The following is a 24,399-nucleotide window of genomic DNA, read 5'->3' on the forward strand; positions in this document are numbered from 1 at the left end:
ATTTACACCCTGTTAAATCCGGCTAGAACTCTTGAACTTTTGGATGGCTTCGCACAAGGCTTGTGCTCTGGAGTATGCATCGCGGTACATGGTCGTTTCTTTGGAGATAGACCTACCTAGGTTCAGGTAGATGTACAAAGTCGGTCTATAAATAGTTACCAACTTGACCGCCACCATGAACAGCGTCCTGCTTTGAAGTTCCTCCCACGGAAACAGCTGCCTGTCTTCTTCGGTCAGCGTCTCGATGACTTCGGCTGAGATGATCTGATCAGGCGCGAGCGACTTGCGGCCAAACACGCACTTTCGATGGTTGGCGGCGACAAAGACCGGGAAGCCATGCTCGGTATAGCACTGGCCAACGGTAAAGTTGATCAACCGTCTGGCCTTTGTGCCGAGGTGTGCAATCAGATTCTTTTGCAGCTCTGGATCATGAGGGTCGACGGATACGGTTTGTCTCTCAATTATGAGTGGAGCGGGTGCCTTGATCGGCTTTCTGCTTAGCGCCTCGATTGCTGTCTCAATCTCATCCGTCTGTTCCGACTTCACTGTCATGAACTAAGCCTCGGTTAAGCTTCAGGTACGACAAAATAGTGAACCTTGCCCTTATAAAAAATCATGGGCGGTGAGACCTTACGTACTGGTGCAGCATATACATACGCCCAGTCGGGCAAGTGCTTGCTCACATTGAGAAGGAAGGTTTGCTTGTCGAAGGAATCTGCGTCATATGTACTATCAAACAAAACCTCGTCAGTAGCACTGAAAAGATACGTTTGGTTCCTATCTAGATCGATTATCTTGGGAGACTTTGCAATATCAGGGCTAACAACTTTTGCCTTGTAAACGCACTTCCTGGTTGGAGAATTAGAGTCTCTAGCACAGCCCGGGCCTACTCCGGCTACCTTATAGCGCTTACCAAGTAAATCTTCATAAAATACTGGTGAAGCTACAAATCCGTTCATCTCTTCAAAGGCTTTCTTATAAGCCTCAGCTACCATTTTCGCGAACTTATCCGAGGCCTGATCTTTACTCCCGAGACTCATCGGCGCGAACGCTATCACCCCATCCTTTTGCTCTGGCGCTTGAGGGCTAAACAACCAGGCTGCAAGGCCCACGCCCAACGCTGCCCCGCCATTCATGTTGAAGCCATGAGAAGAGGCAAGCACGCTTGTATTGAGGCCGGCGTCGGTTACAGAACTCAACGCTGCGTCGTACTGGGCCTTGGGTACCTTCTGATCCTCGAGGCGCAGTCCACCTGCTGTTGCTACCTGCCTGGCATAACTGCCGGTGGGCTCTGAAGATGTACTGGCGCATCCGGTCATGATGGCCGCGGTCAGCAGTACAGATGCAATCTTTAATGTGTTCATGGCTGTTCTCCCCCGTTCCCTTGAAACTACCAGTAGATGTCCTGTGAGCAAGTCTGGCGCAAAAAAAGAGCGACCTAAGCCGCTCAATATAGACACTGTTCATTGATCTCGCCTAAACCGGCACCGGCTCTGTCAGATCGTCCTCAGAATCAGACTTGCCCCTGGGCTTTCGTTTATCGCTCGGCTCGGGCTGATCCTCAACTTGAGGTAGCGCATCGGCGTCCTCGATGCTGTCCTGAGGGTTCATCGCTTCGTTAAGCGAGGCAGCGACATCATTTTCGTCAACTCGGGTTGGTGCTGTCTGGTCGACCTCTTCCTGCTTGCCCCTGCGATGCGCTGCAATGCGAGCCTGTTTCTCAATGCTGATGATGCGGCTGGAGAGGCGCGAGATACTGTTGCGCCAGTCATGCAGTGCTTTGGAGCGCTGACGGGACTCCAGATAACCATTCATCCACAGGTCGTCGATCATCTTGACCATGTGGTCAAACTTGAGCAGCACCTTGGCATACTGCATAGCCAGAGGACTGGTGATGTCGACGTTATAGGTGGCTGGATTCGAGTAAGCGGAGTTCTCATCCAGATCGTGTTCCTTGTTTACCTCTGTAATCTGGGCAATCTGTTTATCGATCTGGTCTTCAGTGTTCCTGATGAGCTTGCCAATACTTTCGCGCGCCTTGTCGACCGACTTCTCTTCTCCAATGATCTGCAGGATCACTTCAATAGAGAACATCGAATAGGCTGTACGGCTAAAGGTGCGTTCGCAGACCTTTTGCGCCTGATCTGACGCCAGCGGGAAGGTCTTGCGCATTACGGGCCGTGAATAGCTGCTTGGAGTAACCGAAGACCGGGTTAGATTTATGGCTTTGCCGGGCTTTTTCGGATCGTCTGGCGGAGGTAATGTCATGTCGTTCATGGGGGAGCCCCGTTAGTGGTGAATGCAGGGTTGACCGTACTACATTCTTCACACCACCCACGGGCGTACTCCCTACCCGCGCGGGTAGGCAGTAGCCGGATTGGAGCATTTTTTTTGCAGGCATTTTTCTTGACAGATGTCTATTGAGCGTCTACCTGCTGGCAGATCAGTGCAATAGACGCTTGTCGTGCAAGGCCAGCCATAGCGCCTGGATGATGACCATCGAAGCATCGTCGGGGTGCCCTCCCGCTGGACAGGCAGCCTTGAGCAGCTTCTCGTTTCCCTTCCAGAGGCCAAACTCGTTGCGGATGGCCATGCCCAACCCATAGTGGCAATGGATCAGCTCTTCTTCTGGCAGTTCGCGAACGGTGGCCTTGGATTCTTCACTGAGCATGGTCAGCAGCTGTTTGACCGCAGCCTCAACAGTGGTAGGCCAGCGGCCTGGAACCGAAATAGCGGGATCTTGCATAGGGAAGTCCTCGTGAAGCGGTGAACCTGTAGTTTCACTATTACCGTACCCCACGAACCTCTGGATGCAAGTCCGCTTGATCGCACCTTGCCACGCTTGCATCGGCGACATGCTGGAGTATTTTCAATAGAGCCATCCCAATCCGGAGCGCAAAGTATGAGAACCGTAGAAGAGTCTGAAATGTATCCGGCCCAGCTGCGTGAACAAGAAGCAAAACACCATGCTGAATTCCTCGAGCAGTGCGAAAGGGCTTCTGCATTAAGCTGGAAGGAGATTGCAATGGTCATTGGGTCGCTCACCGGCACAGCCGTGCTGACGCTCACTGTCCTGCACACCCTCGACTGTACCTGCTAGCACTTTTTAACTTTGTTTGTTTTGGTGCCCGCGCGGGTAGGCACTACGACTGTTCAACGCTGAAAAATACGCTACTCTTGCTTTCACGTGGCAGCTACCACGTTAAGCCTCAGCATCTTTAAAGCTGTACCACGTGAGCCTTGCGCTCAACGTTATCGCTTCACCAGCCCGCGCTTTTTCTCGTGCGTCTGGCTTTGCCTTTCCCTCTTGAAACCGATCCGCCAAGTACCCTGGGTCTGAGTTGTCGCTCCGTGCCTTTGGTTGATCGGTTTCACTCCCTTGTGGAGTGAAAAGAGGCTGCATACCTCCTAACGATGCAAAATTAGCAACATCCTTTAGCTGTTCTTTTAATAACCCCTCGGGGCGTCACTGCCCCGTCCGGGGAAAAGTGCGCTCTGAGATTATGGAGCGACACTCGCATGAAAAAGGTTAAATACAAGGCACTTGCCGAAGATCTTCGCAAGGTTGGTACGACGGCAGTAGCTGCTGGTCTGATCAGTGTATTCGTTAGCCCCTCGACTGGCCTGTCCATGTGCGCTACCTTGATAGGTACGGGCCTATGGTTTATAGGCATAGCCATGACGGTCGAGGACTAATTTATGAGCCAGACTGCTGCCGGATTATTAATTTACACGTTTGTGTTTATCACCATGGGCGGGACCGGTCTGTACGCCCTGTGGTGCCAGAAACGTTCCGAGTCAGAAGCCCGCAAGGCGCTTCACGAACGGCATTCTTGATGCTTCAACCAAAAAGCCCCTTCTAGGGGCTTTTTTTTTTGCCTTCTACTGATTGAGGCTCGACTCATGAAGAGCATTTCCGAGATGCAGGAAGAGCTGGAAAGGGAACTCAGAAGGGAAGAAACCGAGAGTAATGCCCGCTACGAAAAGGCTTCCCGGATCACCTGGCAAGACATCGCTGCTGTGGTTGGCTCGGTTGGAACTACATCCATATTGACTATTGTAGCGCTGTACTTCCTGGGTTAATACGCAGTACCCAAAACCGCCCTCTGGGCGGTTTTTTTATGCCTGTTTTTTGTCGTACCCACACTCAGCGGCTGTCTGTTCTCGACTGTATCGAACTGGAGTACCTCCACGTTTAAAAAGCCGCTCTACCTTGAAAATGCCCAAAATATTTTCGTTTTTTTTGCATTTGTGCCCGCGCGGGTAGGCAGTACGACTATGGCCTGCAAAAAAGTGCGCTATGTTTAACCCATCACTCGCTCTGCGAACTGATAGTGGCTGCTACCACTTTAAGCCTTAGCAATATTCCCAATCTGGGGGACCACTCCCAGACACTGGTGAGTATCCCCTTCACTGAAGGAACTCACCATGTTTGCACTACTTGAACTCTCATTGTTCGCGGCCGTTATTATTGTTCTTTGTGGTGTTGGGTTTGCCATTGCTTACTTGCTTATCAAGTACTGCGTATGGCTGACCCAGACACTTGAACAAGGTATCGTCCTCGGAGTGGGACGGCTGGGTAAGCTCAGTCGTAAACTGGCATGTGTTATTGGTAAAAGAAGTTGGGCTTTGATCCAGCATCTGCTTACTCGTAAGGTAAAGGCTCCTGCGGCGCCAGCTCCGGCTGATGTTGTAGAGGCTGTCGCAACCCCCTGCTTCTCTGAAGAGAGCATGGTTTGGGACCACTACGAGAAGCCTACCTACTTGCGCCGGGGTCTTTTGATCTCTGTGTAATGTCTCCTCCGGTATCGCTCTGATCTGTTCACCCCCCTGGGGTGACGGATCAGACGATACCCCTCCAAGCCACCAGCGGCTTTTCAGCATCATCTGCATCTCGTGAACCTGATCCCCCAAGCGTACTGGCCTCCAGTGCCTTTGCGTGATCCGGTTTTTTACTCCCCGTGAGTAAAGAAGAGGCTGCATACCTCCCAACGATGCAAGATTAGAAATCTCTTTTAGCACCACCCTTTAGCGTTTCCCTTCAACCCCTCGGGGCGTCACCTGACTCCCCAAGGAGCTGGTGCGCCCGTTTTCTGGAGTCTCACCATGCAAGCAACAAACAACGGTTTGGTTAAGTTTCCGCTGGCGTCCACGTTCAATATCGAAGTGCGTGATAATGCGTCGATCATGGGCTTTGCGGATACCACCAACCCTTTTATCCCCGAGATCAACTCGTCCTATGTGTTCCGCAAGGAGTTCGTAATCGAGTTTCGGGCATTTCTGCACCAACCTGATGGCGATGCCTACTACGTCACCGGGCCTACGGGCTCCGGCAAGACTAGTGGCATTACAGAGGTACTCGGTCGGCTTAACTGGCCGGTACAGCAGGTAACAGCTCATGGTCGTATGGAGCTGTCTGATCTGGTCGGGCATCACGCTCTTGTGAGCGCGACACCTGGCGCAGCACCCACCATGCAGTTCATGCACGGGCCTCTGGCTCTGGCCATGAAGCATGGGCATGTGCTCCTGATCAATGAAATCGACATGATGGATCCTGCGGAGTTAGCCGGTCTTAACGACATTCTGGAAGGTCGCCCTCTGGTGATCGCTCAGAACGCCGGCGAGATCATCAAGCCCCATCCGATGTTCAGGGTGGTGGCTACGGGTAACTCTGTTGGACAAGGTGATGCCTCGGGTCTGCATCAGGGCATCTGCATACAAAACATCGCGTCAATGGATCGTTATCGTGTCGCTGTCGTGGATTATGACGAAGCCGTGGATGCCCTCATTCTTGAGTCAGCCTTTCCAAAGCTTCCGGCCATCCTGCGTAACGGCATGATCAACGTAGCCCAGCATGTTCGCCAGTTGTTCAAGGGCGAAAGCGGTCAGGGCGGCAGTATCAGCGTCACGATGTCCACCCGGACATTAAAGCGCTGGGCCACGCTTACCTGCATGTTCAAGGGACATCCCACTGCTTTGAAGTACGGTCTTGAAATGGCGCTCCTGCGTCGTGCCAAGCCCGAGGAAGCAACGGCGATCATTCAATTAGCATCAGATGTCTTTGGCAGCGAATGGGCCTAAGGAGGATACCTCTGTGGTGAATGCAACCTCCGAACGCTCATGCAATGTCAACTGGATGCTGTCCAATACGGTGTCTGGCAAGGAGCTGGCTGCGGTTGGCCAGGTGTTTGTCGACTCGTTTATGGATTCCCTGGAATTACTGGGTATTGCTAGGCCCCATGAGTCTCATCTGCTGTATCGGGATGATCTGGAAAAGGCCTGCATTACACGGGCAATACTGGGTAGCCCTGGGGCTGGAGATAACAACGTCTGCCCTGAGAGCTTGAACGGTTCAGGTGAAATCGATCTGGAGGATGGCGTCTATCGTCCGCTTCTACTCCTGCTGAAAGCAGTGCGGGATGTAGGGCAGGCAGGCTATCTGCTGGAGGTTTTGTTCAGTGCTACCGCTGACTTTGAAGTGATCGAGGCAAGCTACATGGCCCTGACTCAGTTCATAGGTCAGAACTGTCCTGATCCTGCTGTGCTGGATGGATTCATTGCCGATGCCATGACCCTGGGTCTGGATAAGTCGGTATGGGCCGCTCAGCTTGAAAGTGTGGCTGGAGAGGACTTCTACTTATAACCGTCGCTGGCAACAGCGATTCCCAACAGGGGTACTTACCCCTTTGGGTGGGTACCCCCTTCTTTTTGAGTGAGGAGGGTACTTATGAATCAGATTGCTGAAACCTCTTGTGTGGGTAACGAAGCGTCCCTGGTTAACGTTGATATCTGTTGGTGGTTCCGGCATGCGCAAGCGCCGGAAAGCTTTCCCCGGATGCGCAATGTACTGGTCGATTCGTTCAGTAAGTCCCACAGCAGGTTGGGTATTGCTCAATCCGATCTGCCGTACATGTTGTACGACGGTGATTGGTTTGAAGACACCATTTTGCTGGCACCGCGCGGTTATAACCATAACAGCGCAACAGGAACCTGGACCTGGAGTAACTGGAGCAGCATTCGTATCGAGACGCTGGCGGGTCACGGAGAAATAGGCGTTACCGTGGGTAGCTATCGTCCCCTGCTGATGTTGATCAGGGCTGCAAGGGATCTTGAGAAAGCAGGGCTTGAGGTTGAGCTCCTGCTTGAATCAGACGATTCGGAGCAGCTTGAGACAGATGTGGGCTATCTGGGTGAGTACTTCAACCAGCGGCCTGACCGTGTATTGCATGCTGATTTTATCAGAGATGCGATGAGGCTTGGCCTCAAATAGCGTGACTTAACCATCGCCGTTACTGGCGATTCCCAACAGGGGTGCTTGCCCCTTTGGGTAGGTACTCCCTTCTTTGATATGTAAGGAAGAGTACTTATGAGTAATGTTGAAGGCAGTAGCAAAGCGGCAAACGAATTATCACTTGAGCTCCGCGATATCGAATGGTGGTTCCGGCATGCACTATCCCCGGATTGCCTCGCTCAGATAAGCAGTACTCTGGTTGATTCGTTTAATGAGTCGCACAGGCTATTGGACATTCCACATCCTACTGTCCCCTATGCGTTGTACGAAGGGGAGTGGTTTGAAGAATGTATTTTGCTGGCACCTCGCGGCTATGACCATAACCTGGCTACAGGTGACTGGAGTTGGGGCGGTATCTACACAGATACCTTGACCGGTAACGGCGATATAGGCATCACCGTGTCCAGTTACCGTCCTCTGCTGATGCTGATCAAGGCTGTAGGTGATCTTGAGAAAGCGGGTGTTTCTGTAAATCTGATCCTTGAAGCCAAGGATACAGAACGGAAGCTGGAGACGGACGTACGCTATCTCAGCGAATACTTAAGCCAGCTTTTCTCTGATGTATTACATGCAGGCTTTGTCAGAGATGCGATGAGACTGGGTCTTACACCATGACGGTATTTCGATATCTGTTCTGGTTAGCGTTTGCTTGTTTGATGGCTTATTCCATTGCCAACACAGAGCCTCGCAAGAGTCCTGGGGCCATGGAGTTCGCGCCCGGCAAGCCAATGTTTATCAAATAGCGTGACTTAACCATCGCCATTACTGGCGATTCCCGGCAGGGGTACTCCCTTGTCAGGGGCAGTGCCTCTGTCTTTTTTGTATGGAGAGCACTGAAATGGCAACACAAACACTTCAAAACGTTGAAAACCTGTCCGAAGCCAAAAGCAAGAAGTTGCTTACCCGTATAGCTGAACGATATGGCGTCAATGAAACGAAGCTGATGACCACCTTGAAAGCCACGGCCTTCAAGCAGCGTGACGGTTCAGCCCCAACCGAAGAGCAGATGATGGCTCTATTGATTGTGGCCGAGCAGTACCAGCTCAACCCCTTCACCAGAGAGATCTACGCATTCCCTGACAAGAGCAATGGCATTGTTCCGGTCGTAGGTGTAGATGGCTGGTCACGGATCGTGAACTCACACACTGATTATCAGGGTATGGAGTTCAATTATTCCGAGACGATGGTTCGTCCTCTAGGTGCAAAGGTAGATGCTCATGAGTGGATCGAGTGCGTGATGTACCGTAAAGGTAAGGAACGCCCCACGATTGTTCGTGAGTATCTGGATGAGGTCTATCGCGAACCGTTCAAGCCGCAGGGCAAGAACTATGCAGTAGACGGACCCTGGCAGAGTCACCCGAAGCGCTTCTTGCGCCACAAGGCGATGATCCAGTGTGCGCGCCTTGCGTTTGGGTTTGTCGGGATCTTTGATCAGGACGAGGCCGAGCGCATCAGCGAAATCGATATCAGCAACAAGGGGTATCGCGTCGTTGATGAAGAAGCCAGGGCAACAGCCGAACCAACTCTGTCCACCGGACAGTGCTTGGATATCGGGATTGTAGTTGATCGCCTGATCGAGCGTGCCAAGCCGGTAAATGCCTGGCAGAGCGCTTATGAGTGGCTAGGGAAGCGTTTCTCAGGGGCTGAGCGTGAATACGCCATCAACCGCCTGCGTGAGGCTGAGCTATGCAGTGCAACCGAAGCCATACCCGAGGCCGACCCCGTGTCTGTTGAGGAAGTGGCTCCTGAAGCACAGACCACGCAGTCCGATGAATCCTTTGATGATGCCCACGAGGCTGAATCTGGGATGGATCAGACGGCTCATGAAACGTCAGAGCAGGACTCGGAATTTGCCGGGCTCTTCGCTGACATGAAGGACTCACTGGAAGACGCCGAAGGCGCCTATATCCCGTGACCTTTGAGTAAGTAAACCCACCCATTGGGGGAGTATTCCCCTATGGGGTGCTCCCCCTTTTTTTCGCATCACTAAAAAGAGGTAGAGCGCATGGGCTACAACATCATCAATCTGTCGCAAGGCTCTGATGAATGGCTTAACTGGCGTAAGAGCGGTATTACCGCAACCGACGCCTGCATTCTTCTGGGACGCAGCCCCTACAAGACCCGCTGGCGTTTGTGGGCCGAGAAGGTTGGGTACTGTGAAGAAGTGGACCTTTCCGGTAATCCTCTGGTGCGCTATGGCATCAAACACGAGGACGATGCCCGAAAGGCCTTTGAGGACCATACCGGGGACATGCTGTTGCCGGTATGTGTCGAGTCGGACAGGAACGCGCTGTTACGGGCGTCCCTGGACGGTCTTAACAACGCCGGTGAACCGGTCGAGCTCAAGTGTCCTTCCGACAAGACGTGGGAGGAGGTCTGCCGGCTCGGTACCGAATCGGAGGCGTACCAGCTCTACTACTGTCAGGTGCAGCATCAGATGGTGTGTACAGGCTCCCGGCGCGGTTGGCTGGTCTTCTGGCACGGCAATGATCCGCTGCAGATCTTTGAGATCCCCCTTGACCGTGAACTGCTCGCGCAGCTCATGACCGAGGCTCAAGGCTTCTGGCAGGACGTAAGCCTGCGTAATGAACCGCCCAAGGACCCGGAAAGGGACTTCTATCTGCCGATAGGCGAGGAAGCCACCCGCTGGATCTACGAGTCGGAACATTATCGGTTGTATGAGGCGCGTATTGCTGGACTCAAGGCTCAGATAAAGGACCTTGAAGCCCGGCAGGACAAGCATCTTGAAACCATGACCGAGATGATGAGTGAGTTCACGAAGGCCGACTATGCCGGTGTTCAGATCACCCGCTTCAAGGTTCAGGGCCAGATCGACTACAAGAAGGCGATCGATGCCAATCCCGCTGTACAACAGATGGTGGATTTTGAGAAGTACCGGAAAAAGACCTCGGATCGCGTTCGAGTCACGGTTCGTGAGGAGCTGGCGCCCAAGAATGTTGTGGAAGCGTCTGTTTTAGCCCCTCTCGAACACGCCTCGGCTGAGCCGGAGTCCTTTTACCTGAACTGATGCAGTAGGCGAGCTTTGCTCGCCTTTCCAGAGCGTCTTCCCCTGATAAATATGAGCTTCAAGGCTTGTTTAGGAGCGGGCGCTGCGGAAAGTACGGTTTCACTCCCTTGTGGAGCGAAAAGAGGCTGCATACCTCCTAACGATGCAGGATTCGCGACACCCTTTGGCAACACCTTTTAGCAACACTCATTAGCAACACCTTCAACTCAACCCTGCCGGGGCATATCTGTCCCGTATGGGCTGGATATGTCTGCGGTTCTTCCGAGGATGTATCCATGACAGTTGACAAGGCATTACTGCAAGAGCTGGTCGTTGTGAACGCTGACTACGATATCTGGAGCGGACAGGTTCGCCTGGAAGACAAGGATATCAAGTTGGGTGAAGGCGGCGAGCTACCCCCTGACCGTGTGGCTCAGCTGGGTAACAAGACGATCTGCGATCCGGCATCGCTCAAGGTGTTTCGCTCGCTTCGCGGTGCGACACGCCGGATGCTGGAGGGCTATGGACTTCCTTTCCTGACCGGATGGGCCGTTCCTCGCAGCAAACTTTCGGAAATACTGGGCAAGCTTGAGACGGCTCGAATCACCTTCGAGCAGGAAAAGCAGGCTTTTTTGGGCAACTACGACAGTTCTATCCAGAACTGGATTGCGAACAACGTTGGCTACGAAGAGGCTATTCGTAACGGCGTCCTGGACCGCAATAGCGTAGAGAAACGTCTGAAGTTCGATTATCAGGTGTTTCATATCCAGCCGGTGTCCGGCGAGCCAAACGCTGAGAAGCGTCTGGCCGATCAGACCAAGGGCCTTGCAGGTCAACTGTTTCGGGAAATCGAAACGGAAGCGGACGAGTTTTATCAGAAGTACCTTCGTGGTAAGGCTGAGATCAGTGTCCGTACCCGCAAGCGTCTGGAATGCCTGGCTGACAAGGTGGATGGTTTGAGCTTTCTGAACCGGGCTTTCGAGCCTGTCGTAAGACTGCTCAGGGAAACCGTTGATGGCTACGATCAGCATGCTGATCACGGTCCCATCGGTGCACCATTCTTCTTTCAGATCCACTCGGTCGTCACGATCCTGCGTGATCAGGCCCAGATGAAGGACTTTGCAGACGGCAATCCTGCTGCACAGCCCGACGACGATGCCTTTGACATGGCGCTTCCCGCGCACATGACTCAGACCGTTTCTGCTCCACCAGCGGTTCAGGCTTCTGCTGCTCCGGTCAAGCCGGCGCGTCAGGTACCTCAAGCCGTTCAACAGAGCTTTGATCTGGACGAGCTTTTCCATGATATGGATTCGTTCCTTGACGAGGCGGCAAAGCAACCTGTGGCATCTGCTCCGGCAGAACCTACGGCTGTTTCTCCTACGGTCGCAACACCCCTGTCCGAGTCCTCGGTCAAGGATGTGGCACAACCGGTAACACAGGCTCAGCCTTCGAATGCTCCGGCGTTCGAGATGTTTGAACCTGAGGACAACTACTACCTGTAGTCGCTGTTTCTTTCCCCCCATGGCGGGCCATTCCCGCTACTGGGGATGGTCTGTCCTCCTTTTCTCAAAATGAGGTGTGACATGACTGCAACTGCTTCCAGCAAGGCTTCCCAGAGCATTTTCGCGGCATTGCCCATCGTGGCTGCAGCGTATGGCGAGAAGTTTGGTGTGAAGGTAATCGTGGGTGGCCAGCAGGCGATGACTGATGGCCAGACCATTGTGGTACCTAACGTACAAAGCGACAGGTTTGGGGATGCTCTCTGGGGCTACCTTGCACATGAAGCCGCGCACGTCAGGATGACTGACTTTGAAGTCGGAAGGGATGAAATAGCGCGTTCGGATTTTCTGAGAACGATGCTCAACACCTTTGAAGACTGCCGGATCGAGCGCGAGATGATCAAGCTCTATCCCGGTACAGCCAGAACGCTTAATGCTGTAGCGGCGTACATGGTTGATCAGAGGCATTTCGAGATTCCGACAGGGGATACTCATCCTGCGAGGATACTTGAGGCGTACTGCCTGTACTTCCTGCGATGCAAGGTGGTAGGGCAGCACGTTATCGAGGACACGCTGGTTGCCACAACAGCCGTCTATGAACAGGTCATTCCGAAAGGTGTGCAGGTTCGTCTGGCGGTCTTGCTGGGGCGAGCAGGGCAGCTGAAAAGTACGGCCGATGCGCTGGTGCTCTCACGGGAAGTCCTCAGGATGGTTGAAGAGGAAGCCCAGAAGGAGCAGGACGCGCAACAGCCGGCTCCTCAGAGCCAGCCGTCACCGCAGGACTCGACTCAGCCACAGGCTGGATCAGGTCAGGCGGGTGGCCAGTGCTCTGCTGGCGGCGATGCTGGAAATGCTCAGGCCACTGCCTCGGGTAGTGCTTCGAGTACAGGAGGTGATGCAGACGCCAGCAGTCCCGGTGTCATGCAGCAGATCCTTGATGCACGAGCAGACGATCATCTCAAGGACAAGACAGAGGCCCTTCGGGCCGACCTCAACTCCGGTGCTGATCAAACTGCTCCTGTTGTCAACGTACCCACTGCGCTTGAGGTGATGAATGATCAGGCGTCAGGGCAGATGTTGATTGGACAGGTGGCGGCAGCTTCCAGCCGGATTCAGTCGCAACTCATGGGCCTGGTTCAGGCCAGCCAGCGCAACGGGTATACACCGGGGCGTCATGGCAGGCATCTGGACACGAACCGGCTCCATCGGCTCGTCAGTGGTGATACGCGCATCTTTCGGCGTAGCGCTGAACGAAAGCATCCTGATACGGCGGTTCATCTACTGGTAGACATGAGTTCGTCCATGGACAAGCTCATGCCTTCCGGTGAACACGTCTATGAGGTTGCTCGTGATGCCGCCATGGCGCTGGCGCTGGGGTTGGAGAAGATCAACGGGGTAAACCCGGCAGTTACGTTCTTCTGCAAAAACAGCCGTCAGCCCGTCTGGAGTGTGGTGAAGCATGGACAAAAGGTCAGCCGTAATGCAGGCCGGTTCAGTTTCTCACCGGATGGCGGGACACCCATGACCGAAGCGATCTGGTACTCGGCTTTCGAGCTGAGCAAGACCCGGGAGCGACGGAAAATGGTGTTGGTGGTAACGGATGGCGAACCCAATAACGTCGGTACCTGCCAGCACGTCGTGCAGCTCTGCCAGCGCAGCGGTATCGAGATGATCGGTATTGGTGTCGGCAAAGGTGCAAAGGTAGCAGGGCTTTTTGCGTCGTCGATTCAGATCGAAAGCGTAAATGACCTTAAACACACACTGTTCCAGTTGATGAGTGATGCGTTGACTGGTGTTGCCGTGTGATTTCAATAACCCCTTGGGGCAGACATGCCCCTCTGGGGTCGTGCTGCCCTTCATTTGGAGCAGCACGCCATGAGAAGAGCCCTTGCACGCTTCAATGAATTGCAGCTGTGCCTGGATCTGCTGTTTTTCGAAGAGCTACTCGACGCCTCCTCCGAGGAACAGAGTCGCATCCAGTGGACCGATGAAGAAATCAGCCTGCTCCGGCAGCGGATGCTTCAGTACGGCCTGCATGCACTGGCTTCGACGAAAACCTGTAATTCCACCCGAGACGAATGGATCGAGTGGGTTGAAGACGATCACCTGACACCCTTCAGTTTCATCATCTGCGCGCAGGAAAGCGGATGTGATCCGGAAGCGTTAAAGGTTCGTGTTCAACGACTGGTGCGGTAGCAATACCGCTTACACCCCATGGGGCACAGCCCCCTGGGGGTTCGTGCCCCTTCTTTTTGGAGAAGAGCCATGAACCACGTAAGCGACCATCCGCACTTTGTACAGCTACAACAGGGCCTTGCAGAAGGCACTTCCAACGACTGGTTTATCCGGCATCTGATGCCCAAGGCCGTCGTAATGAACCGGCACTGGCGAGCAATCCTGACCGAGACCAACGGTGAGCTGCTTGGCCTTGAGCTGGAACATCCAAAGCTTCGCAGCTACGCCGTGATCATGCCTGACCCATCAACACCCGGCATGTATCGCGCGCAGTACTTCGACAGCAAGGGGATGAAAGCGCACATGACCTGGGCCACACCAGAGCAGGTGCTCGAATCCCTGATCATGGCCGGCTACGTCAGGATCTCTCGTGGTGCCCTCGAACGCTTCAGCGTGACAAGGGAATGGGCGATCGGCATGTACAAGGTCGACCTGATTCGCAGGCTTAACGCAGGCGAAATCTGCTTTGCCAGTGCTGAAAGGCTCCTCATGGAGTTTGAGGCGCAGGTGCAATCCGTGGCCGCTCGTTAGCCACGTCAATTACCCACCCATAAAGGGGGCTTTCCCCCTTTATGGGGAAGGCTCCCTTTCGGGTTGGGGCCAACACAATCCAACTCAAGTGGTGAGCGTATGAACGGTAATGCAGCAAGAGAGTCACGCAAGTTCTACGACAGCAGGAAGGTCAAGGATCAGGCGTCGGCGTATGGATGGGTAGGCATCATGCGGGCACTGGCGCCTGATCTGGAACGCGCCATCTCCAGACTCGGTCGTCATGTGCCTTGCCCGGTCCATGGTGGAACGGACGGGTTTCGCCTGTTCAAGGACTTCAATGTCCGAGGCGGTGCGATCTGCAACAGCTGCGGTGCGTTTGGTGATGGTCTTTCCCTGCTCTGCTTTGTGAAGGGAATAGACTTTCCGGAAGCGCTTGTAGAGGTTGCCGAGTTCCTGAGGGTTGATCCTGAACCCCCACGGTATCAACGTCGTGAGACGTCCGAGAGGCGTCCTCGTCCTGTCCAGCCCCGTCCGCGGGAAAAGGCAGCTGAGGACCACAGCGCTCCACGTGCCATGCAGGAAACAGCGGTGGTTCGTGAAGCGGCTGTAAAGGAGGCGAGCAATGATGAGTGGGCTCGACTGGTTAAACCCGGTCGTCGTGGTCCCATTGATCTGAAGGCGCGCGCCGAGGCACTCAAGGCAAGACAGGCAGAGGAAATCAGCTGCGAGGCTGATCTGGCTGAGCGCTTTGGGTACGAGGTGATTGAGCACGAATCTCAGCCAGAACCTGAACCTGTGAAAGCTCCACCGGTAGCACCGGCCATCATTATTGAGCCGGAAAAACCCAGGCTTGCACTGGTCAAGAGTAAGCCCGTGTCTGCGTCGAGGTCAGACTACAACAGCCTGAACGTCGAGCGTCACTGGCGTGAGTCGTTGCCGTTGACTTCAGCCATGGCCGAACCTGCTCGGTTGTATTTGCAGGGACGCAAGGTGCTGCCGCGAGGTGGCGCTGACTGGCTGGACAATGACTGCGTACGCTTTCATCCCGCACTCCCGTACCGGGAAACCGTGACGGAAGTGGATATGGAGACCGGGGAAGAGCGGGAAATCAACGCTGAGACAGGAAAGTTTCCAGCGCTTATCTGCGCCATTGTAGACAACAAGGGTGAGATCCTGACCCTTCACCGAACCTACCTGAGCAGTACGGGTAGCAAGGCCGATGTAGAAAGTCCGCGCAAGATGATGCCGGTCCCCGAGGGGAAATCGATCAGAGGCGCGGCGATCCAGATGGGTACTCCGGTTGATGGAGTGCTTGGTGTTGCCGAAGGGCTGGAAACAGCGCTCTCGGCGTACCGCGCAACAGGTATTGCTACCTGGAGCACGGTCAATGCAACACTGCTTGAAGGCTTTACTCCGCCAGCAGGGGTTCACACGGTACTGGTCTGGGCTGACAAGGACAGATCCTGCACGGGTGAATCGGCGGCCATGAGGCTCAAGCTGCGTCTGCAGCAGCAGGGTATCAGGGTGATCGTGATACTTCCTACCGCACCGATCCCTTCCGGCAGTAAAGGAATCGATTGGAACGATGTGATGATTCGTCAGGGCATTTCGGCTTTCCCGAGCCTGGCGCTTCTTCGCAGCGTAGTAGGAGGTTAAGCCATGCACTCCAATCCACACCTGCCTGCTGATCTGCTCGACACCACTCCGGGTTCGGCCACACGAGGCGTTTTTGCGCCTCCGGCCGGCTGGGAGGGGAGCGAGCAGGACTATGCTGCCCTGATCCGGGATCGTTTCGATGCCCGGGAAACACAGGCGCGCATTCTGTTCATCATAAAGTATGCGGCTCAGGGTCCTGTGACCTGTGCAGGGCCGTATGCCACGATGGCGGCTCGCATCGTTCACCGTCTGGTGAAGAAATGCGGGAAGGAATGCTACAACCTTGTTGTTAAGTGACAAAAAGAAACCAGCCTTCGGGCTGGTTTTCTTTTCTAACTGACCAGCAGAAGCGGACCTAGTCCTTGATGGACATCCAGCTCTCAACGGTGTCGGCGCCGTACTTGGCTTTCCACTGCTTGAGTACCTTGTGGTTGCCACCCTTGGTTTCGATGATCTCGTTGGTATCCGGATGCCGATAGACCTTGATGTTACGGGCGCGGCGGGGATTGCTTTGCTCGGCTGGCGCAGCACTGGCCTTCTGTTGGAGGAGTTCTGGCGCTACCGCAGCAACGACATCACGTGGGCGTTTGCCATACTTCTCCATCAGCTCATTAAGCTCGTCGAGAAATTGGAGATCCTTTTTAAGTTCTTCGCTTGAAGTCAGTTCTTCCAGACGCGCTTGCAAACGCTTTAGTTCTGCTTCCGTTTCTTTAAACTCATTCAATAATGTCATCTTGATTAATCCGGTTAGTTGTCAGGGGCAGATTCAGCCTAGCGGCAAAGTGTCTCTTGGGCTAACAATTTTACAAAGAGGTACATTATGACTTGCATTCTGAAATTTGGTGGTAGGTTTATATCAAACATACTTTCCGGTGACGGGGAACGCTATCATGATGTTATTAAGTACACGTACGGTATAGGCAGAAGATGGTAGTTACCTTGTCTACTGGTGGACAGGTCTCAAAAAGAAGGGTGTACTTTCTGTCCAATTCAAGGATTATATAAAGGATGTCAAACTGGCTGTCGAACTGGTAGCCATTAGGCATCTTCTTTACTTCAAGCAGGTATTTAATCGTTACCCCATAACAGGGGCCGGTATTTATCTAAGTGTCACGGATGAGGCCATGGTTGAGATCCTGGGTAATGGCCTTCCACCCAAGCACCTGTATCCCTATGCGGCGTTACTGGGTCGACTCTATGGATCCAAGACACAGGTGCCCAATGAGCAGGATCTGCCGTTCAATCGTGATGACCCTGACTTTGGCGAAGTGGAGTATGTCTATCCCACGGAAGAATATCGCCAGTGCAAGGTCATGCTGGAAACGCCTGCCCTGGGCCGAATCAGTCTCACCCAGCACGCAGTAGATGCCTATTTTGAGCGTGTCAGCAGTGGCAAACCCCGCTGTCCATGGTCAAGCCTGGCACGCAGGCTCTCGCATCCTGAACTTAGGCTGGTACCCATGCCAGAGCGGATCAGGCGCCACAAGCTATTCAAGTTTGGCAGCGTGGATGAGGTGGAGACCTGGGGACACGAGACCAGCAAATTCCTGTATCTCCTGATCCGGGACGGCGAGCAGAAAACTGTAGTCACCTGCTTTGAACGCAGGCCTCAGGATCGGGTATAACGTCTCAACCACAAGAGGAAACAGCATGAACAAATCTGAACTGGTAAAGGCTATTTCTGAGAAGGGGCAGCTGACGCTCAAGGAAGCCGAGGCTGCGCTTAACAGCGTGATCGAGTCGGTCACCGAGGCCATGAAAAGCGGTCAGGATGTCGCGCTGGTGGGCTTTGGCACCTTTACCGTTAGGGAGCGTGCGGCGCGTACCGGACGCAATCCGCAAACGGGTAAACCTATTGAAATTGCGGCCAGCAAGTCAGTGGCGTTCAAGCCGGGCAAGCAATTAAAGGAAAGTGTGGCCTGATCTGCCTTTTATTATCAAGGCCTGCTCGCGCAGGCTTTTTTATTTCCAGCTTAGTTAACTTTTATCCCTTCGGAGTACTTGCATAACCGGATTTGCATGAGACAGTGGAAATAACTTCCAGTGTTCAGGCAGGTCAGCCATGTTTATCTCACTTGTTGATTCAATCAAGGAACCGGCACTTCTCACCAGTTGTATCAGCAATGTTCACTACCGCACCTACAAGACCAAACAAAAGGTCAGGGAGTCTGGTCAGGTAGTTGATGTAATGTTGGACATGGCCTCGCTAAAGGTTACAGAAATTGATTTTAAAAGAACGATCATGCGCTCTCAGACTATTACGTTTGAGATAACGTCCGAAGGGTTATTAAAGAAGAACGGGCGTAATGAAGTCGTCTTTCAACAAGCACGTGAATTCAATCCCCATGCCGGTAAACTTGAGGGAGGTATTCATATATCCAAGCATTCGCTCAGCGAGCGTGAAATTAAACGGTTCGTTGATCGCGTACTGGCCTTTGCCGAGCATGACTTGATTGAGCTGGGTGCCAAGGGCCGTCCCAATGTTACCAGCGAGCGGCTCTATGTAGCGGGATGGTTCCAGAAATTTACCAGCCATGGCGTGGTGCCGGAGCAGGCGAGGCCCGCACGTCAGCCGATTCAGGACGAAGGTGAAGAGGCTAGCTGGGAAGAGCCTACGCCTCTGGTTGATCCTGAGCAGACCTGTGTTCTCGCGCCCAGCCGAGTCATTGAAGCGCTGGCAGTTTCTCCCTTACGACTCAAACGCCTGTCGCTTGTAGATGGCAAGACGCGCCTTGCCGTGTGGTGTGATGGCAAGCCTTTCGTGATCTGCGGCCAGCCTGAAAGCCGCATGGCCTCTGGGCTGGCGCACTCTCTAGCCAGTGCCCCGTGGCTTCCCTTACTGGCTCGCTACCTGGGAATTAAGGCTGATGAAATAGCGGTAGGAACCATCAGCGACGGGCAGTACAAGACAGATCACTACCATGCCTTGTGTCTGGATAGTCGCCCGCTGTGCCTGTTCGACCTGCCTGAAGAAACACATGCGAGGGCTGGCGTCCTGTGTCTGGATGATGACCTTGGCTCACTGCTGCTCAAGCAGTGGAACGCTACCGGTATCCGGGTAAAGGATATGGCACGCATCGATGCCTTGTGCAGGGCTGCGCCGGCACTGGTTAATTCACTTGACCGGCTGGAGCGCGCCGTCTCGGCCATATCCCTTTCGCCACTCATCACCGAAATGGTGGATCGCCCTGTTCAGGTAGCCCGACAGACGCTGGCTCAGGCGCTAGGACATAGCTAGCCGTTTGAGGCAGGCGAGCTGTGGGGAAAAGGTGTGGGATACCTTTAGGCACTCTTGGGCAATCGCAGTTCTAATGGACCTTATAGGTATATATGTATGAGGATAGTAAATCCTCATACATTGTTTTGAAATCAGAACGTTAATCAGGGAATATACCCTCAACTTTGGAGACCTTTCCGATGACCAGTCAATCCGAGATCCAGCTGACTCATCCAAGCGGTGCCCTTTACATGGCCGAACCCAAAGGACAGGAGGAATGGATCTTGTCCTGGCCGGAAGGGAGCCGCCGGTTCTTCGGAAACCGTAGAGAAGCCACCTCCGAACTTAAGCGGGAAGTATCAGCACGGCCTGCGGCCTGGGACAGCGAGTGCGCACATGACCTGACGACCTATCATGGGATGATAGGAGCCTACCGCCGCCTGCTACAGGCCAACCCGGGCAAGGCACTGGTCATCGAGCAGGAGAGCTTTGCCATTCTGCTGGGAGAAAACTACGTCGCCAACTGTGGCGCTTATCATGATGGTGCTCCCTATATTGATCATTAGTGTGATCTTCTGGAGTCGTGGTGGGAGAGTCGCGGTTGCTGGTGCTGGGACGAAACACCAGAGCAGAGCGCCAGCAGGGTACTTCAGCCTGTCTTTGTTGATATTGACTGATCGCACGGTCTGGCGCTGGTCCATCACGGCCTGATGCTGAACCCAGCGCCAGCAGACTACATTTGCCATGGAGAGAAAGATGGCTCTGGACAACGCAACAGCGCTACCGGGCGTACGTGTGGTAACTCGTTTTGGTAACGGTGTGATTGCCAGTACCAGTCCCGATCACCGGGCCGAGGTACGGCTCGATCAGCCGATACGAGAGAACGACCATCAATACTGGGCCGCCTTCAGAAACCTGCGCAGCGAAGCCGAGGTTGAAGCCGAAACCCGCGAGACACTGCGCGCAGCTCCGGCCATGCTTGTGCTGGTCCTGGTCATGTTGGGGCTGGTCTACTGGGCACTCGGTGCGCTTGATGAATACTTCAGCTATGGCGAGCAACCTGCCACCGCCGAGCAGATCGCTCAGTTTACGGCTGGCTCTACATGCCATCGTGAGCAAGTCCAGAGCGAGCTGAATCAGGGTCGGTTATTGATCAATGATGATCTGGACAGGCTCTCCAGACGCTGCGAACGTCTTGAGAACGAGGCGCAGGAGTTGAGTGTTGCCAGAGAGCAGATAGCTGCGCAGCGCAATGCAGTATCAGGTCTATGAGCAAACTAACCCCCAAACTTGTTAAAGCCCTTGCCGAACCTGGAAGCTATCAGGATGGCCGAGGCCTTCAGCTTCGCATTTCCGCCCAGCTTCGCAAGAGCTGGATCTTTCGCTACATGATCAATGGCCGGCGGCATGATCTTTCGGTGGGCAGCTATCCGGCAGTCTCCCTGCGTGATGCGCGCTTGGCGGCAGACAGGTACCGGCTTGAAATCTCACGCGGGATCAATCCAGTCCTTGAGCGTCGGAAAAAACGTGAGGGCAAATCCTCTGAGAAGCTGGAAGCAAAGACCTTTCAGACCGAGGCTGCACGTTATATTCGAACGCACTCGCCCAGCTGGAGCACCAAGCACTCGCAGCAGTGGCAGAATTCACTGGCAAAGCATGTCTTTCCTATAATCGGCTCCATGCCTCTTGCCGAAGTCGATACCGATGATGTCCTGGAAGTGCTAGAGCCTATCTGGAGCGTTATCCCGGTAACGGCCAGTCGGCTGCGCAACCGTATTGAACTGGTCCTCGATGCGGCCAAGGCCAGAAAGCTGAGGGAAGGGGAGAACCCGGCGCGCTGGCGCGGGCACCTGGACAAGCTCCTGCCCAAACAGGGCAGCAGGGTCAAGCCGTTTGGCTCGTTGCCTGCTGAGGATACCGCACGGCTCATGCATCGACTCGATAGTCTGGAGGGTGCTGCAGCACGCGCAACAGAACTCATGATCCTGACTGCAACCCGTAACAGCGAGACCTGCGGCGCACGCTGGTCCGAGCTGGATCTTGAACATAAGCTCTTGACTATTCCGGGCGAGCGCATGAAGACGGGCAAGACGCACCGCATCCCGCTGACCGAGGCCATGATTGAGGTGATCAGCCAGCAGAAGGGCCAGCATCCGGAGTGGGTTTTCCCAAACAGTCGTCGCACGGGCTGTATTCCCGGCAATGCCATTGGCCGCGTACTGGGTACCTTAAAGGTTCACATGGCAGTACCGCATGGCTTTCGTGCAACCTTCAGAACCTGGGCGGCAGAGACTACAAATTACCCCCGCGAGGTCTGTGAGATGGCCTTGGCGCATACGCTGGGCAGCAAGGTAGAAGCGGCATACAACCGTGGGGACCTACTGGAAAAGAGAAGGAAGCTGATGCAGGAGTGGAGTGATTTCCTTTATAGACGCCGTGAGCGGACTTCGCATGCCAAGACAGGGTTTACGGGGGCTATCGCGTAAGACTGGTCAAATATTTAGCAAAGCGAGCGATTTGAATCAGTTGTTAGGCTGCGGCTTTCTACACATGACCGCCACTTTCTACATACTCGAATCGAGCAGACTTGGCGGCTTTGTAGGCGCGTGAGATCTCATTTATCTGAGATTCTGGTTCAAGAGCAAAGCAATAGCTCCCGTTCGGGCTTTTGGCCCACGAAACAGACCTTTCATACCTGCCCCATTTGTACTTCGGATGCTCTGCTCCTCGCTTGGCTAGGAAGTACCTTCGATCTAGCTTTACAAGAAGCTCTCGGGTTAACTCGGTATCGTCATGCGGAATTCGCTCGTCTGGAAACGTCTCTCTGAGGAAAGGTGGTAGGTCAGTTTCAAACGTCCAGTTCCACATAGGAAATGTGTGAGAAGCCGCATGCCACATGCTGTGGGGTTCGCCTGCGAAGACCTCGAGGGTGTCAGAAATTTTGTGTTCGGGCATAACATGAGTAAGAGGTGCATGTATGCCAACCAAGAAGAAACCCCTGCGTGACCTGCCCAAGATCCCCAAAGAGCTGCTGGAGCAGTTCGGTGAGGGCCTGATGACTGCAGAAGCTATCGAGGATGCCTCTGCGGCATTTAAAAAGGCCTTGATCGAGCGTGCTCTGCATGCCGAGCTTGGCCACCACCTGGGCTATCCGCCGGGCGCGCAGCGCCCAGAGGATGAGTCCAACCAGCGTAACGGCAAGAGTGGCAAGACGGTTTTGACCGGTGATGGCCCGCTACGGCTGGACATTCCCCGTGATCGAGACGGCAGTTTTGCGCCCATTCTGATCCCCAAGCTTGAGCTGCTCCAGGTACGCCTTGGCCAGCGGCGAGGCCACCCGGCTTCCGGATTCCCGTGAGCGCTCATCAGCCGGCTCAGGCGGGCGAATGCGCTTGCGCGGTGCTGGTGGTACATCTCTTCGTGCGGCCCAAAGCGTGAATTCGCCCTGGCAGGCTCGCTTGATCAGCCCCAACAAGTAGGCAATGGGTTTGCGGATGTCGCCGCGGCTACAGCGAACCGCTGCTTCATTGATCACCGCTTGTCGCTGTTCGGGCTCGAGCTGGCACAGCGCCTGGACTGCCCGGCGCTGTTCATTCGGACTCAACTGCAGACCCTCTGGCCAAGCGGCGCTGCCATCGGCCGAGCTGGGCGGTACTGTACTTTTTTTGCTTTGTTTTTGTACGGTACGGTCGAGCGTCGGATTCCGAACGGCAGCCGTAGCCGGGAAATTTACGCTGGGTTCGGAATTGGTCGAGGACGGTGCGGCAGACCGAACGCAGTGCGCCTCGCTTAGTTCGGAATGCTCGACATGGCTGTCGGCCTGCAGCGGCAAGGTCTGTTGAGCGCCTGTTGCGGGGAGCGAAGCCATCATGGCCAAGGCCTCGTCAGCCACCTCCGGATCCGCCCGTAGCTCTTGGAGAAGATGCTGAGCGAGATCGCGCACGCCTTTGGTGGCGTGGGACAGGTTTTGGCTGATCAGGGGCAGGTAGCCGGCATCTTGGTCGATGGCTTGTGCGGGTGACAGCGGCGCGTCGTGCAGCACGTACACGCAGCCGCGCAGGCAACCCTGCTCATCGCGATACCGTTCGCTCAGGCTGAGCCAGCGGGTAGCACGCAGCACATTCAGCGCGCGGGCGATGGTCTCGCGTGAAGCCTGCGCGCCACAGGGGCTGGTCGCCAGGTATGGCTGCAGGTCCTGATAACGTGGGGTACGCATTTGCCGCTCGGTGATCAACCAGCGCAGCACTAACCAGAGATTGCGCTCCACGGGCGTGAGCCGGCGATCCTGCAGCAATCCCCGCGGTAACGGTTCGTGGCTGCCGTGGTACACGAAGCCCGGCCCCTCTGCCAGTGCACGGGCAGCCTTGGCTTGTTCGGCCTGCTCCAGACAGCGCTTGAGCGTGACCATGCTCTGGCGCACCACATCGGCCCAGTCCACGGTGTAGAAATTCAGCATGGGATACCTCCGTAAAGCTCGATCTGCTGCCAGATCAGGGTCAGGCTGATCTGCTGTTCCTCGGCCAGCATCATCATTGCATCCAGCGGTTCACTGTCCGGATCTTCAGCCCGCAACTGGCGCCAGCGGTTCCACACCGCATGCTCCTGAGTCTCGCTGAGCTGGACGGGGCGGCCGCGATGGGTCTCGATCTTCAGGATGCGTCGGCGCAACGCCGTCTCGGAATGGTCGAGGCCGAAGCAGCGGTACATGATGTTTGAACTTGCCCCGAGCTTGAGGGCACGGTTGATCAGCCGCTCGTTCAGCTCGTCGCGTTCGGCCTGGGCGATCAGGCGCCGCAGCACCGTGGTGTCGACCTTGATTTCGACCCAGGCGATCGTGGAGTGCGCCAGGTGGGACAAGGTCGTAGGCGGCAGCGACTGCAGCACCTCGATGTCCTCGTCGCCGAGGCCCAAGGCCTTGCAGCGTTGCAGCCGACCATGGCGCAGCTCATGCAGGACCTGGTTCAACATGGCGTGGTTCAGCAGATTGAACGACGTGCTCATG

30 protein-coding genes and 1 pseudogene are annotated in these 24,399 nt (G+C 54.8%); 24 read left to right on the forward strand and 7 right to left on the reverse strand.

Translation table 11 applies throughout. From position 1 onward, the window contains the following. Window positions 1-12: 12 nt before the first annotated feature. The 4 genes from GM154_RS17295 to GM154_RS17310 form a co-directional block, all read right to left on the reverse strand. Entirely contained in the window at window positions 13-552 is a 540-nt protein-coding gene (locus tag GM154_RS17295) for a hypothetical protein (protein WP_219652914.1), read from the reverse strand. Between the two features lie 14 nt (window positions 553-566). Further along, window positions 567-1,364, reverse strand: a complete 798-nt coding sequence (locus GM154_RS17300; protein ID WP_219652915.1) for a hypothetical protein — start codon at window positions 1,362-1,364, stop codon at window positions 567-569. A 112-nt stretch (window positions 1,365-1,476) separates the two neighbouring features. Beyond that, on the reverse strand, window positions 1,477-2,277 hold the full coding sequence (locus tag GM154_RS17305) for a hypothetical protein (RefSeq protein WP_258019888.1): 801 nt from the start codon (window positions 2,275-2,277) through the stop codon (window positions 1,477-1,479). 166 nt (window positions 2,278-2,443) lie between these two features. Next, a complete protein-coding gene (locus GM154_RS17310) occupies window positions 2,444-2,746 on the reverse strand; it encodes a DUF6794 domain-containing protein (protein WP_219652916.1) in 303 nt (100 codons plus the stop codon). Between the two features lie 156 nt (window positions 2,747-2,902). Between GM154_RS17310 and GM154_RS17315 the strand changes: the two genes are divergently transcribed. From GM154_RS17315 to GM154_RS17395, 17 genes are all read left to right on the forward strand, one after another. After that, window positions 2,903-3,100, forward strand: a complete 198-nt coding sequence (locus GM154_RS17315; RefSeq protein WP_219652917.1) for a hypothetical protein — start codon at window positions 2,903-2,905, stop codon at window positions 3,098-3,100. Window positions 3,101-3,519: 419 nt separating this feature from the next. Continuing rightward, window positions 3,520-3,696 carry a hypothetical protein gene (locus tag GM154_RS17320; RefSeq protein WP_162997726.1) on the forward strand — a complete coding sequence of 59 codons (177 nt, stop codon included), beginning with the start codon at window positions 3,520-3,522 and terminating at the stop codon, window positions 3,694-3,696. Window positions 3,697-3,699: 3 nt separating this feature from the next. Then, complete coding sequence (locus tag GM154_RS17325) at window positions 3,700-3,837, forward strand: hypothetical protein (RefSeq protein ID WP_167670425.1); 138 nt, start codon at window positions 3,700-3,702, stop codon at window positions 3,835-3,837. Window positions 3,838-3,903: 66 nt separating this feature from the next. After that, window positions 3,904-4,083, forward strand: a complete 180-nt coding sequence (locus tag GM154_RS17330) for a hypothetical protein (protein ID WP_219652918.1) — start codon at window positions 3,904-3,906, stop codon at window positions 4,081-4,083. Window positions 4,084-4,428: 345 nt separating this feature from the next. Continuing rightward, window positions 4,429-4,794, forward strand: coding sequence for a hypothetical protein (locus GM154_RS17335; protein ID WP_125890241.1), 366 nt, complete (start codon window positions 4,429-4,431; stop codon window positions 4,792-4,794). Between the two features lie 312 nt (window positions 4,795-5,106). Beyond that, a complete protein-coding gene (locus GM154_RS17340; protein WP_219652919.1) occupies window positions 5,107-6,081 on the forward strand; it encodes an AAA family ATPase in 975 nt (324 codons plus the stop codon). Between the two features lie 13 nt (window positions 6,082-6,094). Continuing rightward, window positions 6,095-6,643 carry a hypothetical protein gene (locus tag GM154_RS17345; protein ID WP_219652920.1) on the forward strand — a complete coding sequence of 183 codons (549 nt, stop codon included), beginning with the start codon at window positions 6,095-6,097 and terminating at the stop codon, window positions 6,641-6,643. 84 nt (window positions 6,644-6,727) lie between these two features. Then, a complete protein-coding gene (locus GM154_RS17350) occupies window positions 6,728-7,270 on the forward strand; it encodes a hypothetical protein (protein WP_219652921.1) in 543 nt (180 codons plus the stop codon). Between the two features lie 96 nt (window positions 7,271-7,366). After that, a complete protein-coding gene (locus GM154_RS17355; protein WP_219652922.1) occupies window positions 7,367-7,906 on the forward strand; it encodes a hypothetical protein in 540 nt (179 codons plus the stop codon). Window positions 7,907-8,129: 223 nt separating this feature from the next. Beyond that, window positions 8,130-9,206 carry a phage recombination protein Bet gene (bet, locus tag GM154_RS17360; protein ID WP_219652923.1) on the forward strand — a complete coding sequence of 359 codons (1,077 nt, stop codon included), beginning with the start codon at window positions 8,130-8,132 and terminating at the stop codon, window positions 9,204-9,206. 90 nt (window positions 9,207-9,296) lie between these two features. Next, window positions 9,297-10,319, forward strand: coding sequence for a YqaJ viral recombinase family protein (locus GM154_RS17365; RefSeq protein ID WP_219652924.1), 1,023 nt, complete (start codon window positions 9,297-9,299; stop codon window positions 10,317-10,319). A 275-nt stretch (window positions 10,320-10,594) separates the two neighbouring features. Beyond that, window positions 10,595-11,800, forward strand: coding sequence for a DUF3150 domain-containing protein (locus tag GM154_RS17370; RefSeq protein ID WP_219652925.1), 1,206 nt, complete (start codon window positions 10,595-10,597; stop codon window positions 11,798-11,800). Between the two features lie 81 nt (window positions 11,801-11,881). Further along, window positions 11,882-13,603, forward strand: coding sequence for a VWA domain-containing protein (locus tag GM154_RS17375; protein ID WP_219652926.1), 1,722 nt, complete (start codon window positions 11,882-11,884; stop codon window positions 13,601-13,603). A 69-nt stretch (window positions 13,604-13,672) separates the two neighbouring features. Beyond that, entirely contained in the window at window positions 13,673-13,993 is a 321-nt protein-coding gene (locus GM154_RS17380) for a hypothetical protein (protein ID WP_010799392.1), read from the forward strand. 69 nt (window positions 13,994-14,062) lie between these two features. After that, complete coding sequence (locus tag GM154_RS17385; protein WP_010799393.1) at window positions 14,063-14,563, forward strand: hypothetical protein; 501 nt, start codon at window positions 14,063-14,065, stop codon at window positions 14,561-14,563. 99 nt (window positions 14,564-14,662) lie between these two features. Further along, window positions 14,663-16,180: a toprim domain-containing protein gene (locus GM154_RS17390; RefSeq protein ID WP_219652927.1), complete on the forward strand. Its 1,518-nt coding sequence runs from the start codon at window positions 14,663-14,665 to the stop codon at window positions 16,178-16,180. Window positions 16,181-16,183: 3 nt separating this feature from the next. Next, the gene (locus GM154_RS17395; RefSeq protein ID WP_010799395.1) at window positions 16,184-16,477 is read left to right on the forward strand and encodes a hypothetical protein; all 294 of its coding nucleotides are present in this window, start codon (window positions 16,184-16,186) and stop codon (window positions 16,475-16,477) included. A gap of 58 nt (window positions 16,478-16,535) precedes the next feature. Here GM154_RS17395 and GM154_RS17400 read toward each other — a convergent pair whose 3' ends face one another. After that, on the reverse strand, window positions 16,536-16,913 hold the full coding sequence (locus tag GM154_RS17400; protein WP_010799396.1) for a histone-like nucleoid-structuring protein, MvaT/MvaU family: 378 nt from the start codon (window positions 16,911-16,913) through the stop codon (window positions 16,536-16,538). A gap of 391 nt (window positions 16,914-17,304) precedes the next feature. Here GM154_RS17400 and GM154_RS17405 point away from each other — a divergent pair, with 391 nt between their 5' ends. From GM154_RS17405 to GM154_RS17435, 7 genes and pseudogenes are all read left to right on the forward strand, one after another. Further along, window positions 17,305-17,805 carry a hypothetical protein gene (locus GM154_RS17405; RefSeq protein WP_258019889.1) on the forward strand — a complete coding sequence of 167 codons (501 nt, stop codon included), beginning with the start codon at window positions 17,305-17,307 and terminating at the stop codon, window positions 17,803-17,805. Further along, complete coding sequence (locus GM154_RS17410) at window positions 17,795-18,103, forward strand: HU family DNA-binding protein (protein ID WP_256205785.1); 309 nt, start codon at window positions 17,795-17,797, stop codon at window positions 18,101-18,103. Before GM154_RS17405 ends, GM154_RS17410 begins: the two co-directional genes overlap by 11 nt. A gap of 139 nt (window positions 18,104-18,242) precedes the next feature. Beyond that, complete coding sequence (locus tag GM154_RS17415; protein WP_219652928.1) at window positions 18,243-19,418, forward strand: hypothetical protein; 1,176 nt, start codon at window positions 18,243-18,245, stop codon at window positions 19,416-19,418. A gap of 179 nt (window positions 19,419-19,597) precedes the next feature. After that, window positions 19,598-19,963, forward strand: a complete 366-nt coding sequence (locus GM154_RS17420) for a hypothetical protein (protein ID WP_219652929.1) — start codon at window positions 19,598-19,600, stop codon at window positions 19,961-19,963. Window positions 19,964-20,153: 190 nt separating this feature from the next. Then, on the forward strand, window positions 20,154-20,669 hold the full coding sequence (locus GM154_RS17425) for a hypothetical protein (protein WP_219652930.1): 516 nt from the start codon (window positions 20,154-20,156) through the stop codon (window positions 20,667-20,669). Further along, a complete protein-coding gene (locus GM154_RS17430; protein WP_219652931.1) occupies window positions 20,666-21,883 on the forward strand; it encodes a site-specific integrase in 1,218 nt (405 codons plus the stop codon). Before GM154_RS17425 ends, GM154_RS17430 begins: the two co-directional genes overlap by 4 nt. 491 nt (window positions 21,884-22,374) lie before the next feature. Further along, window positions 22,375-22,698: pseudogene (locus tag GM154_RS17435) on the forward strand (transposase); the annotation flags it as partial. Here GM154_RS17435 and GM154_RS17440 read toward each other — a convergent pair. Further along, window positions 22,633-23,853, reverse strand: a complete 1,221-nt coding sequence (locus GM154_RS17440) for an STY4528 family pathogenicity island replication protein (RefSeq protein WP_219652932.1) — start codon at window positions 23,851-23,853, stop codon at window positions 22,633-22,635. The pseudogene GM154_RS17435 and the gene GM154_RS17440 sit on opposite strands and share 66 nt — an antisense overlap. Beyond that, window positions 23,847-24,398, reverse strand: a complete 552-nt coding sequence (locus GM154_RS17445) for a DUF2857 domain-containing protein (RefSeq protein ID WP_013972314.1) — start codon at window positions 24,396-24,398, stop codon at window positions 23,847-23,849. The genes GM154_RS17440 and GM154_RS17445 overlap by 7 nt, the downstream gene beginning before the upstream one ends. Window position 24,399: the final 1 nt, after the last annotated feature.

It is taken from the genome of Pseudomonas sp. MAG002Y, assembly GCF_019400845.1.
Taxonomy (GTDB): Bacteria; Pseudomonadota; Gammaproteobacteria; order Pseudomonadales; family Pseudomonadaceae; genus Chryseomonas; species Chryseomonas luteola.